Origin of the sequence: Dietzia psychralcaliphila, assembly GCF_003096095.1 — a bacterium.
Taxonomy (GTDB): Bacteria; Actinomycetota; Actinomycetes; order Mycobacteriales; family Mycobacteriaceae; genus Dietzia; species Dietzia psychralcaliphila.
The window spans coordinates 2,727,480-2,739,925 of sequence record NZ_CP015453.1; the positions used below are offsets into that span (position 1 = coordinate 2,727,480).

Below are 12,446 nucleotides of genomic sequence, written 5' to 3' on the forward strand. Positions count from 1 at the left end.
TTAACGCTTCTTACCGGTGCGACGGCGACGGACAATCATCTTGTCGCTCGCCTTATTGGGCTTGCGGGTCCGGCCCTCGGGCTGGCCCCACGGGCTGACGGGGTGACGTCCACCGGACGTCTTACCCTCGCCACCACCGTGCGGGTGGTCCACGGGGTTCATGACCACGCCACGGACGGTCGGGCGGACGCCCTTCCACCGCATGCGGCCGGCCTTACCCCAGTTGATGTTCCCCTGCTCGGCGTTACCGACCTCGCCGATCGTCGCGCGGCAGCGGACGTCGACGCGACGGATCTCACCGGACGGCATGCGGAGGGACGCGTACGCGCCTTCCTTGCCGAGCAGCTGGATCCCGGAACCGGCGGCGCGGGCCATCTTGGCACCGCCGCCGGGACGGAGCTCCACCGCGTGCACGACGGTGCCCGAGGGGATGTTGCGGAGCGGCAGGTTGTTGCCGACCTTGATATCGGAACCGACGCCCGACTCGACCTTCATGCCCTGCTTGAGGTTGCGCGGGGCCAGGATGTACCGCTTCTCACCGTCCGCGTAGTGCAGGAGGGCGATGTTGGCGGTGCGGTTCGGGTCGTACTCGATGTGGGCGACGGTGGCGTCGACGCCGTCCTTGTCATTACGACGGAAGTCGATGACACGGTACTGGCGCTTGTGGCCACCGCCCTTGTGGCGGGTGGTGATGCGACCGTGGCCGTTACGACCACCGGTCTTGTGTAGGGGGCGCAGCAGCGACTTCTCGGGCGTCGAGCGCGTGATCTCGGCGAAGTCCGAGACGCTCGAGCCGCGGCGGCCGGGCGTCGTGGGCTTGTACTTGCGGATAGCCATGAGGTTCTCTCGTCCTTAACTCTTCCCGCCGTCAGGCGGTCAGACCCGGGATCTCGATGGGCTTGCTGTCGGCCGCAAGGGTCACGATGGCGCGCTTGGTGCTCTTGCGCTGTCCGAACCCGGTGCGGGTGCGCTTACGCTTGCCCTGACGGTTGGCGGTGTTGACGGACTCAACCGTGACGCCGAAGATCTCCTGGAGGGCGATCTTGATCTGCGTCTTGTTGGAGTCCGGGGCGACCAGGAACGTGTATACGCCCTGCTCGAGCAGGCCATAGGCCTTCTCGGAGACGACGGGGGCGAGGATCACGTCCCGGGGATCGGCGACGGTGCTCACTTGTCGGCCTCCTTCGCGGCGGTGTTATCGGTGCCTGCGGCGCGCTTGCTGGCCTGCGACACGAACGCGTCCAGAGCCTCAACGGTGAACACGACGTCGTCTGCACGCAGTACGTCGTAGGTGTTGAGCTGATCCGGAGCGATGGTGTGGACGTGGTCCAGGTTGCCCACCGAACGCCAGGCTGCGGTGTCCTCGCGGCCCACCACGATCAGGAACTTCCTGCGGTCGGACAGGCTTCCGAGGAAGTCCCGCACGCCGGCCGTCGACGGGATCTGACCCTCGACGAACTCGGTGACCACGTGGATGCGATCGCTGGCGGCCCGGTCGGACAGGGCACCACGGAGCGCGGCGGCCTTCATCTTCTTGGGCGTGCGCTGCGAGTAGTCACGCGGCTTCGGACCGTGGACCGTGCCACCGCCGGTGTAGGCGGGGGCGCGGGTCGAGCCCTGGCGTGCGCGGCCGGTGCCCTTCTGGCGGAACGGCTTGCGGCCACCGCCTCGCACCTCGCCACGGGTCTTGGTCGAGTGCGTGCCCTGGCGCGCCGCGGCGAGCTGCGCCACGACGACCTGGTGCATGAGGGGCAGGTTGGGCTCGACGCCGAAGATCTCGGCGGGGAGCTCGACGGACCCGTTGGCCGAGCCGGCCGGGGTACGGACGTCAAGCTTGAGATTCACGGTGTTCTCCGTCGTGGTCATGCGCGCGCACCGCCCTTCACTGCGGATCGGACCATCACGAGGCCGCCGTTGCGACCCGGGATGGCTCCCTTGATGAGGAGGACGCCGGCCTCGGCATCGACCTTGTGGACCTTCAGGTTCATGGTGGTCACACGCTCGTTGCCCATGCGGCCGGCCATCTTCTTGCCCCGGAACACGCGGCCCGGGGTGGACGCGCCACCGATGGAGCCGGGCCGACGGTGCACGGCCTGGGTACCGTGCGAGGCGCCCTGACCGGAGAAGCCGTGACGCTTCATGGTGCCGGCGAAGCCCTTGCCCTTGGAGGTGCCGGTGACGTCGACGAAAGCGCCGTCCTCGAACACGTCCGCGCCGAGCTCCTGGCCCAGCTCGAAGGCTCCGGCCTGCTCCGCGTTGTCGAGCCTGATCTCCGCGAGGTGGCGACGCGGGGTCACACCCGCCTTGGAGAACTGGCCCGTGACGGGCTTGGTGACCTTGCGGGGGTCGATCGCGCCGAACGCGATCTGGACGGCGTTGTAGCCGTCGGTCTGCTCTGTACGGATCCCGGTGACTACACACGGCCCGGCCTTGATGACGGTAACCGGGACAACCCGGTTGTTCTCGTCGAAGACCTGGGTCATGCCGAGCTTCGCGCCCAGGATTCCCTTGATCTCGGTAGTACTCATCTGTTCACTGTCTCCGCTGCACGTTGCTTGCTGACCGCTGCTCGGTCGGAGGTCACTGGATGTTGACGTCGACGCTGGCAGGCAGGTCGATGCGCATGAGCGCGTCCACGGTCTTGGGCGTGGGGTCGAGGATGTCGATCAACCGCTTGTGGGTGCGCATCTCGAAGTGCTCGCGCGAGTCCTTGTACTTGTGCGGCGAGCGGATGACGCAGTAAACGTTCTTCTCGGTCGGCAACGGCACCGGGCCGACGACACGAGCTCCAGTACGGGTGACCGTCTCGACGATCTTGCGCGCCGAGGCGTCTATGGCCTCGTGGTCATAGGCCTTGAGCCGGATGCGGATCTTTTGTCCCGCCACTTCGTCCTCATTCTCCCCCCGCCCGTGAAGGCGGCTGTCGTGAGCGCCCTCGCTGCGCGGGGGACACTTCTGTGTTCGCTTGTCATACGTGACACCGTCAGACCGTCTAACACCCGGTCACATGCATCGGTGCTTCGTCGTGGAGGACCACCGTCGCGCGCTCACGAACGTGACACGACAAAAGGCCCTCCAGAGGACGGAGTGCCGCACTCCCGCGAGGCGAGGGTGACGGCGGAACCGATCCGCTGCCGCTGTTGACGTGTCACGACGCGTCCACGCGGTCGGGCGTGTCGCCCTCCCACTTTTCCGGCGGGCGATCTCTCACCCGCCCCGTCGTGCTCGCCCGACCAACCCGGCTAGCCGCCGGCCCGAGGGCCACACGGATTCGCCGCCTTGTCCGGGCAACTTGACCAGTATGCCGCACGTACCCCACGGGATCAAAATCGGGATGCTGGCCCGTCGGTGAGGGTCCGCGGCGAGTGGCGCGATTTCGGTAACGTCGAGCCATCAGCGCCCGCGCGCCACTTCCCCCAGGAGAGCAGAACGTGAACAGCCGACGCGAACCACGCGACCCCGCCGCCTACAAGCGGGATCGGCGCCAAGCCGTCCTGCGCCACCACCCGGACAAGGGTGGCGATCCCGACGAGATGCTCCGCGCGCTCGAGGAGGTGGACCGCAGACACGGGGTCGGCGGTTCCCGACGTCCCGAACACGCTGCGACCGCCGAGCAGGTTGCCGCGGTGGCCGTGACCGCTCTGGCCGGGATGGCCGCGGTCGGACTGTCCGTCGCCATGAGCGTCATGGGGCGGCGCCGGTAGTCGTCGCCCACGACCCCGACGAATAGTCGTCACACATCACTCCGACGAGTAGTCGTCGCACATGACCTCGACGACGAGTGAGGGGCGCCCCACCTTTCGGTGGAGCGCCCCTCACTCATGTGGTCCGGACTTCTCGTCCGATCCGCTGGGTCAGTCGATCACTTGATGATCTTGGTGACCTGACCGGCGCCGACGGTGCGGCCACCCTCACGGATCGCGAAGCGCAGGCCCTCATCCATGGCGACCGGCTGGATGAGCTCGACGCTCATCTCGGTGTTGTCGCCCGGCATGACCATCTCGGTGCCCTCGGGGAGGGTCACGACGCCGGTCACGTCCGTGGTACGGAAGTAGAACTGCGGACGGTAGTTGTTGAAGAACGGCGTGTGGCGGCCGCCCTCGTCCTTGGACAGGATGTACGCCTGGCCCTCGAAGTTCGTGTGCGGGGTGTACGCGCCCGGCTTGATGACGACCTGGCCGCGCTCGACCTCCTCGCGCTTGAGGCCACGGACGAGCAGACCGACGTTGTCGCCGGCCTCGCCGTAGTCGAGGAGCTTACGGAACATCTCGATGCCCGTGATCGTGGTCTTGGTGGCCTTCTCCTTGATGCCGATGAGCTCGACATCCTCGTTCACGTTGACCTTGCCACGCTCGATACGACCGGTGACGACGGTGCCACGACCGGTGATCGTGAAGACGTCCTCGACGGGCATGAGGAACGGCTTCTCCGTCTCACGCTCGGGGTCCGGCACGGAGTCGTCGCAGGCCTGCATCAGGTCACGGATGGCCTGGACCCACTTCTCGTCACCCTCGAGTGCCTTGAGGGCCGAGATGTGGACGACGGGGGCGTCCTCGTCGAACTCCTGCGAGGCGAGGAGCTCACGCACCTCCATCTCGACGAGCTCGAGGATCTCCTCGTCGTCGACCATGTCGCACTTGTTGAGGGCGACGAGGATGTAGGGGACGCCGACCTGACGGGCGAGCAGCACGTGCTCACGCGTCTGCGGCATCGGGCCGTCGGTGGCCGCCACGACCAGGATCGCGCCGTCCATCTGGGCGGCACCGGTGATCATGTTCTTGATGTAGTCGGCGTGACCCGGGGCGTCGACGTGCGCGTAGTGGCGCTTCTCCGTCTGGTACTCGACGTGGGAGATGTTGATCGTGATACCACGAGCCTTCTCCTCCGGCGCCTTGTCGATCTCGTCGAACGCGAACGCGTCGTTGAGATCGGGGAAGGTGTCCGCCAGGACCTTGGTGATGGCCGCGGTGGTGGTGGTCTTGCCATGGTCGACGTGACCGATGGTGCCGATGTTAACGTGCGGTTTGGTCCGCTCGAACTTCGCCTTCGCCACTTTATGTCCTCCTGGACTGGTCTGTCCCCACCTCGAGGTGGGCACTGCTTTGTGTGGGATCTGATCTTACTCATCGTGCCGTGGGGCACGAACCGGCGGCCACCCGGAGGTTCGACCGTGCGCCGCCGGCATCGGCCCCGCCCTACCTCTCGGCCGGGCGGGACCAGTACCGGTTACTCGCCGGTCGCCTTGGCGATGATCTCCTTGGACACACTCGCCGGAACCTCGGCGTAGTGGGAGAAGACCATCGAGTAGTTGGCCCGGCCCTGCGTCTTCGACCGGAGGTCGCCGACGTAGCCGAACATTTCGGACAGCGGCACGTTGGCCTTGACGACGCGGGCGCCGGAGCGCTCCTCCATCGCCTGGATCTGGCCACGGCGGGAGTTGATGTCGCCGATCACGTCGCCCATGTAGTCCTCCGGTGTGATGACCTCGACCGCCATGAGCGGCTCGAGGATCACCGGCTGACACCGGCGGGAGGCCTCCTTGAAGGCCATCGAGCCCGCGACCTTGAACGCCATCTCCGAAGAGTCGACCTCGTGGTACGCGCCGTCGATCAGCGTCGCCTTGACGTTGACCATCGGGTAGCCGGCGAGGACGCCGTACTGCATGGCGTCCTTGATGCCGTGGTCCACCGAGGGGATGTACTCCTTGGGGATACGGCCACCGGTGACCTTGTCGGAGAACTCGTAGGTCTCGCCCTCCTCGACCTGCTCCTGGGGAAGCGGCTCGAGACGGATCTGGACCTTGGCGAACTGGCCCGAACCACCGGTCTGCTTCTTGTGGGTGTAGTCGAACTTCTCGACCGTGCCCTTGATGGTCTCGCGGTACGCGACCTGCGGCTTGCCGACGTTGGCCTCGACCTTGAACTCGCGCTTCATGCGGTCGACGAGCACATCCAGGTGGAGCTCGCCCATGCCGCCGATGACGGTCTGACCGGTCTCGTCGTCCAGCCGGACGGAGAACGTCGGATCCTCGCGGGCCAGCTTCTGGATGGCCGTGCCGAGCTTCTCCTGGTCAGCCTTGGTCTTGGGCTCGATCGAGACGTCGATGACCGGGGCCGGGAAAGTCATGGACTCGAGGATGACCTGGTTCTGCAGGTCGCACAGGGTGTCACCCGTGGTGGTGTCCTTGAGGCCGATGAACGCGTAGATGTGGCCGGCGACGGCCTCCTCTACGGGCATCTCCTTGTTGGCGTGCATCTGGAAGAGCTTGCCGACGCGCTCCTTCTTGCCCTTGGTCGCGTTCTGCACCTGGGTGCTCGGGTCGATACGACCCGAGTAGACGCGGACGAAGGTGAGCTCACCGAAGAACGGGTGCACGGCGATCTTGAACGCCAGTGCCGCGAACGGCTCGTCCTTGGAGGGCTGGCGGCTGACCACCTTCTCCTCGTCGCCCACGGCGTGGCCGTGGATCGAGCCGACGTCCAGCGGGTTGGGCAGGTACGCGATGACGGCGTCGAGCAGGGGCTGGACGCCCTTGTTCTTGTACGCCGAACCACACAGCACCGGGTAGATCTCGGCGTTGACCGTCATCTTGCGGATCGCGCCCTGGATCTCGGCCTTCGTCAGCTCCTCGCCGCCGAAGTACTTCTCCATGAGGGCCTCGTCGCTCTCGGCGACGGCCTCGAGCAGCTTCTCCCGGTACTCGTCGGCCTTGTCCTTGAGATCTTCGGGGATCTCCTGGACCGTGGCCTCGGTGCCGATCGGCGTGACGCCCGGCCAGACGAGGGCCTTCATCTCCACGAGGTCGATGACCCCGTCGAACTCGTCCTCCGCGCCGATGGGCAGCTGCAGGACGAGCGGCTTCGCGCCGAGACGGTCGATGATGGTCTGCACGGTGTAGTAGAAGTCCGCGCCCATCTTGTCCATCTTGTTGACGAAGCAGATGCGCGGGACGTCGTACTTCTCCGCCTGGCGCCAAACCTGCTCCGACTGGGGCTCGACGCCCTCCTTGCCGTCGAACACCGCGACCGCACCGTCGAGGACGCGCAGCGAGCGCTCGACCTCGACCGTGAAGTCGACGTGGCCCGGGGTATCGATGATGTTGATCTGGTTGTCGGCCCAGAAACAGGTGACGGCGGCCGACGTGATGGTGATGCCGCGCTCTTTCTCCTGCTCCATCCAGTCGGTGGTCGAGGCGCCGTCGTGCGTCTCGCCGATCTTCCGGTTGACACCCGTGTAGAACAGGATGCGCTCGGTGACGGTCGTCTTACCGGCGTCGATGTGCGCCATGATGCCGATGTTGCGGACCTTGTTGAGGTCGGTCAGCACGTCCTGTGCCACGGATGGTCCCCGATCGTGAGTCTTAGGTGGCCCGGGCGGTCGTGTCCGACCGTCCGAACCGGGTCTGTTGTGCTGGGCCGTGTCCCGCTTCGCTCGCGCGGAACCGACCCTTGTTCAATGATGCCACCCTCGGGGCGGCAGGGGATCCCCGGAGCGGTGACGCCCCGTGGGCGTCCCCCCGCTCCGGGGCCCGGCTGGATCACCAGCGGTAGTGCGCGAACGCCCGGTTGGCCTCGGCCATCTTGTGGGTGTCCTCGCGGCGCTTGACCGCGGCACCCAGGCCGTTGGAGGCGTCGAGGATCTCGTTGGCCAGACGCTCGACCATGCTGTTCTCGCGACGCTGCCGGGAGAAGGTCACCAGCCAGCGCATGGCGAGGGTCGTGGAACGACCCGGACGGACCTCGACGGGCACCTGGTAGGTGGCGCCACCGACGCGGCGGGAGCGGACCTCGAGGGCGGGCTTGACGTTGTCAAGAGCCTTCTTGAGGGTGAGGACCGGATCGGTGCCGGTCTTCTCGCGGCAGATCTCCAGCGCCGAGTAGACGATGCGCTCGGCGGTCGTCTTCTTGCCGTCGAGGAGGATCTTGTTGACGAGCTGCGTGACCAGCTGCGAACCGTAGACCGGATCGTTGATGAGCTGGCGCTTCGGGGCGGGACCCTTACGAGGCATTACTTCTCCTTCTTGGCGCCGTAGCGGGAGCGGGCCTGCTTGCGGTCCTTCACGCCCTGCGTGTCGAGGGAGCCGCGGATGATCTTGTACCGGACACCCGGGAGGTCCTTCACACGTCCACCACGGACGAGCACCATCGAGTGCTCCTGGAGGTTGTGGCCCTCACCGGGGATGTACGCGGACACCTCGATGCCGCTGGTCAGGCGCACACGGGCGACCTTCCGCAGCGCGGAGTTCGGCTTCTTGGGGGTCGTGGTGTACACACGGGTGCACACGCCACGACGCTGCGGCGAGCCCTTGAGGGCCGCCGTCGCAGACGAGGACTTCTTGTCCTGGCGGCCCTTGCGGACCAGCTGGTTGATGGTTGGCATGAACCGACTTTCTCTAGCTGGCGGCCTCCGCGAGGGCGACCACCGGTCACTGGGACGTTGCTCGTATCCGGACTCTCGCGCTCCCCGACGGGCGCACGGGCGACCACGTCAGCCGCTCTCGCTGGCCTACTGGGCACGATCCTCCAGCTCGCATACTGCGAGCACGATGGTCAAGCCTAACCGCCGTCGTGATGATCGGTCAAAACGTGGCCGAGGTGACATCTTCGGCCGACGTCTCCGGGTTCTGTGCGAGCACCAGATCGATGGTCTCGGCCCAGTACCGGATCACCTTCTCGCGTCGTGCGGAGTCATCGGAGAGCACGTCCGCGAGCCCGAGCCCGCGGGCCAGGTCGAGGGTGGCCTGCAGGGGTCGGCGCACCCGTACGTCGGCGGGGTCGCGCCCGAGGGCGGAGGCGGCGATCGCCAGGACCTCGCGGGACATGTGGTTCTCGAGCGGCAGCACGCGGTCACGAAGTGCCGGATCGCTGGCCGCGGCGGTCCACACGTGCAGCGCCGCCTTGAAGAGGTCCGAGGTGTAGTGCTGGACGATCAGACGGACCACGGCCACCGTCCGCTCGGGCCCCGGTTCGGGGAGATCCAGTCCCACATTCCGGACGTCCTCGATCCGTTGCTCGATCATGTGCAGGAGGGCGGCGGTGATGAGGTCCTCGCGGGTGGGGAAATGGTGCTGCGCGGCGCCCCGTGAGACGCCGGCGGCGGCGGCCACCGCTCCCACGGTGGTCGCCGCCCAGCCCTGCGTGGCGAGGAGGTCGATCGAGGCACCCAGGAGGCGTTCCCGCGTGAGGCGGCTACGGTCCTGCTTCGGGGCCCGTTGCTCGGGTGCCGTCATTCTTCCTCCTGCTACCAGTCCTGCTCGTCGTAGATGATCACACCGCGGATGTTCTTGCCGTCGCGCATGTCCTGGTACCCCTGGTTGATCTCGTCGAGCCGGTACGTCTTGGTGACCAACTCGTCGAGCTTGAGGTTGCCTGCCCGGTACTGGTGCAGCAGGTGCGGGATCTGCTTGCGGGGCCCGACACCGCCGAAGATGGCGCCCTGCAGGGTCTTCTGCTGCATCGCCAGGTCGAGGATCGAGATCTGGGCGTCGACGGCCATCATGTCCCCGAGCCCGACCACCACGCAACGCCGCCCCTTGCCCGTCAGGGAGAGACCGGGCAGCAGGTGCTCGCCGTGGACCTCACCCATGGTTAGCAGGACCAGGTCGGCCATGCGTCCCCAGCTGAGCTCCCCCACCAGGGCCATGGCGTCATCCATCGAGGCACACGTGTGCGTGGCCCCGAACTCCACGGCCTTCTCGCGCTTGAACTCCACCGGGTCCACGGCAACGATCACGCGCGCACCGGCCGCGGCTGCGCCCTGCACCGAGTTGATGCCGATACCGCCGACGCCGACCACCACGACGACGTCGCCCTCCTTCGCCTGACCGATCTCGGTGGCCGAACCCCATCCCGTGCAGACCCCGCAACCGAGCAGGGCGGCCTTGTCCAGGGGGATGTCCTTCTCGATCTTGACCACCGAGGACTGGTGGACGGTGACGTACGGGGAGAAGGTCCCCAGACAGCACATGGTCGCGACGGGTTCACCGTCGGCCGTGTGGACCCGGTAGGAGTCGTCGGTGATCGCGCGGCCACTCAGCAGGCCGGCGCCGTTGTCGCAGAGGTTCTGGAGTCCCTCTGAACAGGGCGGGCAGGTCCCGCAGGCCGGGATGAAGGCCAGCACGACGTGATCGCCCTCCTCGATACCCGTGACGCCCTCGCCGACCTTGGTCACCACACCGGCTCCCTCGTGCCCGCCCATGATCGGGTAGGTCTCGAACTGCAGGTCCCCGGTGAGCAGGTGCTCGTCCGAGTGGCAGAGTCCCGAGGCGGCGAGCTTCACCTGGACCTCCCCTGCCACCGGGTCGCCGAGCTCTACGTCGACGATCTCCCACCCGTCCTGCTTGGGTTCACGGATGATGGCGGCTCTGGTGCGCATGGTGTTACCTCTCGATTCGAAAGCTGGCGATGTGGTGACGGTCACACATCAACGACATCGCATACGCTACGCGTCCGGCGACGCCCAGGAGGGCGGTCGGCGTTCAAGAAATGCGGTCATCCCCTCGGCCACCTCGGGGGTGGTGAACAGGCGGGCGGTCACCCCGGCCAGTTCGTCTCCACGGGCGTCGAGATCAGCCAGCATCGGCCCCGCCATCAGCGCCTTGTTCTCCGCCAACCCCTGCGGTGAGCAGGGCCGGAACGCGGCGACCAACTCGTCGACCGCGGTGTCGAGTTCGTCGACGGCCTCGGACAGCAGGCCGATCCGCCGGGCGTGCGTCGAGTCGAACTTCTCCCCTGTCAGCAGGGCCCGGGCGAGGTCTCGCGAGTTGACCCTCGCCGCCAGCGGAACCGAGATCATGGCCGCCGCCAGACCGAGTCGGACCTCGGTGAGCGCGAAGGTCGACGTCGGTCCGGCGAGGGCGAAGTCGCAGGCGGCCACCAGTCCCATCCCGCCGGCGCGGACGTGGCCGTCGACGGCCGCTATCACCGGTTTGGGGTGCGAGATGATCGCCCGGAGCAGTCCGAGGAAGATTCGGGTCCGCTCGGCGGCCTGGTCCTCCGGGCTGGTCTGGTCGGCTCCGGCCGCGGAGGCCTCGGACAGGTCGGCTCCGGCACAGAACGTCCCGCCGGCGTGACCGAGGACCACCACACGGGCGCCGTCGTCCGTGGCCGCCCGGTCGAGCGCCGCGTGCAGCTGCTCCACCAGCGCGGTCGAGATGGCGTTGCGGTTGTGCTGCGAGTCCAGCGTCACGCGCGCGGCGCCTCCGGAGACCTCATAGCGCACCAGGGTCTGATCACTCACGCCCTGATCACCCACCGCGGCCACCTCAGTAGCTCCTCGGCAGCCCGAGCGAGTGCTGGGCCACGTAGTTGAGGATCATCTCCCGGCTCACCGGGGCGATACGGGGCAGGCGCGACGCGGCGAGCATGCCGGCGAGGCCGTATTCCACCGACAGTCCGTTGCCGCCGAGGGTCTGGATGGCCTGGTCGACGGTGCGGGCGGACACCTCGCCGGAGGCGTACTTGGCCATGTTGGCGGCCTCGCCGGCGAGGTCGTCCAGGCCGGCGTCGACGAGCGCCGCGGCCTTGCGCATCATGAGCCGGGCCAGTTCGAGCTCGATCTTGCACTGGGCGAGGGGATGGGCGATCCCCTGGTGGGCGCCGATCGGGGTCTTCCACACGGTGCGCTCGTTCGCGTACTTGGTGGCCTTGTCCATCGCGTAGCGGGCGGAACCGATCGCCATCCCGGAGGCCATGATGCGCTCGGGGTTGAGGCCCGCGAAGAGCATGAGCAGTGCGGTGTCACCGTCACCGATCAGCGCGTCGGCGGGCAACCGCACGTCGTCGAAGTACAGCTGGAACTGCCGCTCGGGCGTGCGCACCTCGGTGGGGATGTGGGTGCGCTCGAGCCCCGGGGCGTCGGTGGGCACCATGAACAGCGCCGGCTGGAGCTTCCCGCTCGCGGCGCCCTCGAGCCGGGCCACCACGAGGATCGCGTCGGCCTGGTCGACGCCGGAGATGTAGGTCTTCTGACCGCTGAGCAGGAAGTCGGAGCCGTCCCGGCGTGCGGTGGTGGTGATGGCGTGGGAGTTGGACCCGGCGTCCGGTTCCGTGATGGCGAACGACGTGATGATCTCACCCGAGGCCAGGCCCGGCAGCCAGCGCTTCTTCTGCTCCTCGGTCCCGAAGCGCGAGATGATCGTGCCGTTGATGGCGGGCGAGACCACCATCATGAGCAGCCCGGCACCCGCGGCGGAGAGCTCCTCCTCGACCATCGCGAGTTCGGTCATTCCGGCCCCGCCGCCGCCGTACTCCTCGGGGAGGTTGACCCCGAGCAGCCCGAGCTTGCCCGCCTCGGTCCACAGTTCGTCGGTGGTCTCACCGGCGTCGGACTTCTCGCGCATGTACTCCATGCCGTATCGCGAGCCGAGGTCGAAGGCGACCTTGCGTAGTGCCTTCTGCTCCTCGGTGTCGACGACGGGGTTGGGGATCTGGGAGATGTCGGTCATC

At 67.3% G+C, this 12,446-nt stretch carries 14 protein-coding genes; 1 reads left to right on the forward strand and 13 read right to left on the reverse strand.

The window, feature by feature from the left end; genetic code table 11:
• The 5 genes from rplB to rpsJ are packed head-to-tail and all read right to left on the reverse strand — an operon-like array spanning window position 1 to window position 2,886.
• Window positions 1-837 carry a 50S ribosomal protein L2 gene (rplB, locus tag A6048_RS12555; protein ID WP_107746276.1) on the reverse strand — a complete coding sequence of 279 codons (837 nt, stop codon included), beginning with the start codon at window positions 835-837 and terminating at the stop codon, window positions 1-3.
• 31 nt (window positions 838-868) lie between these two features.
• Complete coding sequence (gene rplW / locus A6048_RS12560) at window positions 869-1,171, reverse strand: 50S ribosomal protein L23 (RefSeq protein ID WP_107746274.1); 303 nt, start codon at window positions 1,169-1,171, stop codon at window positions 869-871.
• Window positions 1,168-1,866: a 50S ribosomal protein L4 gene (gene rplD / locus A6048_RS12565; RefSeq protein WP_107746272.1), complete on the reverse strand. Its 699-nt coding sequence runs from the start codon at window positions 1,864-1,866 to the stop codon at window positions 1,168-1,170. Before rplD ends, rplW begins: the two co-directional genes overlap by 4 nt.
• Window positions 1,863-2,528: a 50S ribosomal protein L3 gene (gene rplC / locus A6048_RS12570; protein ID WP_107746270.1), complete on the reverse strand. Its 666-nt coding sequence runs from the start codon at window positions 2,526-2,528 to the stop codon at window positions 1,863-1,865. The genes rplD and rplC overlap by 4 nt, the downstream gene beginning before the upstream one ends.
• Window positions 2,529-2,580: 52 nt before the next feature.
• Window positions 2,581-2,886, reverse strand: coding sequence for a 30S ribosomal protein S10 (gene rpsJ / locus A6048_RS12575; RefSeq protein WP_003938093.1), 306 nt, complete (start codon window positions 2,884-2,886; stop codon window positions 2,581-2,583).
• Window positions 2,887-3,431: 545 nt separating this feature from the next.
• Between rpsJ and A6048_RS12580 the strand changes: the two genes are divergently transcribed.
• Complete coding sequence (locus tag A6048_RS12580) at window positions 3,432-3,704, forward strand: hypothetical protein (RefSeq protein ID WP_107746268.1); 273 nt, start codon at window positions 3,432-3,434, stop codon at window positions 3,702-3,704.
• A 158-nt stretch (window positions 3,705-3,862) separates the two neighbouring features.
• On the opposite strand, the gene tuf is transcribed toward A6048_RS12580, so the two are convergent.
• The 8 genes from tuf to A6048_RS12620 all read right to left on the reverse strand — a co-directional run bounded on the left by tuf (window position 3,863) and on the right by A6048_RS12620 (window position 12,445).
• On the reverse strand, window positions 3,863-5,053 hold the full coding sequence (tuf, locus tag A6048_RS12585) for an elongation factor Tu (RefSeq protein ID WP_107746266.1): 1,191 nt from the start codon (window positions 5,051-5,053) through the stop codon (window positions 3,863-3,865).
• 173 nt (window positions 5,054-5,226) lie between these two features.
• Window positions 5,227-7,338 (reverse strand): elongation factor G, encoded by a 2,112-nt coding sequence (gene fusA, locus A6048_RS12590; RefSeq protein WP_107746264.1) that lies wholly within the window; start codon window positions 7,336-7,338, stop codon window positions 5,227-5,229.
• 199 nt (window positions 7,339-7,537) lie between these two features.
• Window positions 7,538-8,008 (reverse strand): 30S ribosomal protein S7, encoded by a 471-nt coding sequence (gene rpsG / locus A6048_RS12595; protein WP_107746262.1) that lies wholly within the window; start codon window positions 8,006-8,008, stop codon window positions 7,538-7,540.
• The gene (gene rpsL / locus A6048_RS12600; RefSeq protein WP_107746260.1) at window positions 8,008-8,379 is read right to left on the reverse strand and encodes a 30S ribosomal protein S12; all 372 of its coding nucleotides are present in this window, start codon (window positions 8,377-8,379) and stop codon (window positions 8,008-8,010) included. Before rpsL ends, rpsG begins: the two co-directional genes overlap by 1 nt.
• A 199-nt stretch (window positions 8,380-8,578) precedes the next feature.
• On the reverse strand, window positions 8,579-9,229 hold the full coding sequence (locus A6048_RS12605) for a TetR family transcriptional regulator (RefSeq protein WP_107746258.1): 651 nt from the start codon (window positions 9,227-9,229) through the stop codon (window positions 8,579-8,581).
• 11 nt (window positions 9,230-9,240) lie between these two features.
• Complete coding sequence (locus A6048_RS12610) at window positions 9,241-10,374, reverse strand: NDMA-dependent alcohol dehydrogenase (RefSeq protein WP_107746256.1); 1,134 nt, start codon at window positions 10,372-10,374, stop codon at window positions 9,241-9,243.
• A gap of 66 nt (window positions 10,375-10,440) precedes the next feature.
• Window positions 10,441-11,238 carry an enoyl-CoA hydratase family protein gene (locus A6048_RS12615; protein WP_235027487.1) on the reverse strand — a complete coding sequence of 266 codons (798 nt, stop codon included), beginning with the start codon at window positions 11,236-11,238 and terminating at the stop codon, window positions 10,441-10,443.
• Between the two features lie 25 nt (window positions 11,239-11,263).
• Entirely contained in the window at window positions 11,264-12,445 is a 1,182-nt protein-coding gene (locus A6048_RS12620) for an acyl-CoA dehydrogenase family protein (RefSeq protein WP_107746254.1), read from the reverse strand.
• Window position 12,446: the final 1 nt, after the last annotated feature.

Bases quoted from the DNA above. Each gene is read 5' to 3' on its own strand.
- A6048_RS12605 (WP_107746258.1), bottom strand. From the start codon at position 9,229: ATGACGGCACCCGAGCAACGGGCCCCGAAGCAGGACCGTAGCCGCCTC.
- A6048_RS12620 (WP_107746254.1), bottom strand. From the start codon at position 12,445: ATGACCGACATCTCCCAGATCCCCAACCCCGTCGTCGACACCGAGGAG.
- A6048_RS12610 (WP_107746256.1), bottom strand. From the start codon at position 10,374: ATGCGCACCAGAGCCGCCATCATCCGTGAACCCAAGCAGGACGGGTGG.
- rpsG (WP_107746262.1), bottom strand. From the start codon at position 8,008: ATGCCTCGTAAGGGTCCCGCCCCGAAGCGCCAGCTCATCAACGATCCG.
- rpsL (WP_107746260.1), bottom strand. From the start codon at position 8,379: ATGCCAACCATCAACCAGCTGGTCCGCAAGGGCCGCCAGGACAAGAAG.
- rplB (WP_107746276.1), bottom strand. From the start codon at position 837: ATGGCTATCCGCAAGTACAAGCCCACGACGCCCGGCCGCCGCGGCTCG.
- rplC (WP_107746270.1), bottom strand. From the start codon at position 2,528: ATGAGTACTACCGAGATCAAGGGAATCCTGGGCGCGAAGCTCGGCATG.
- rplD (WP_107746272.1), bottom strand. From the start codon at position 1,866: ATGACCACGACGGAGAACACCGTGAATCTCAAGCTTGACGTCCGTACC.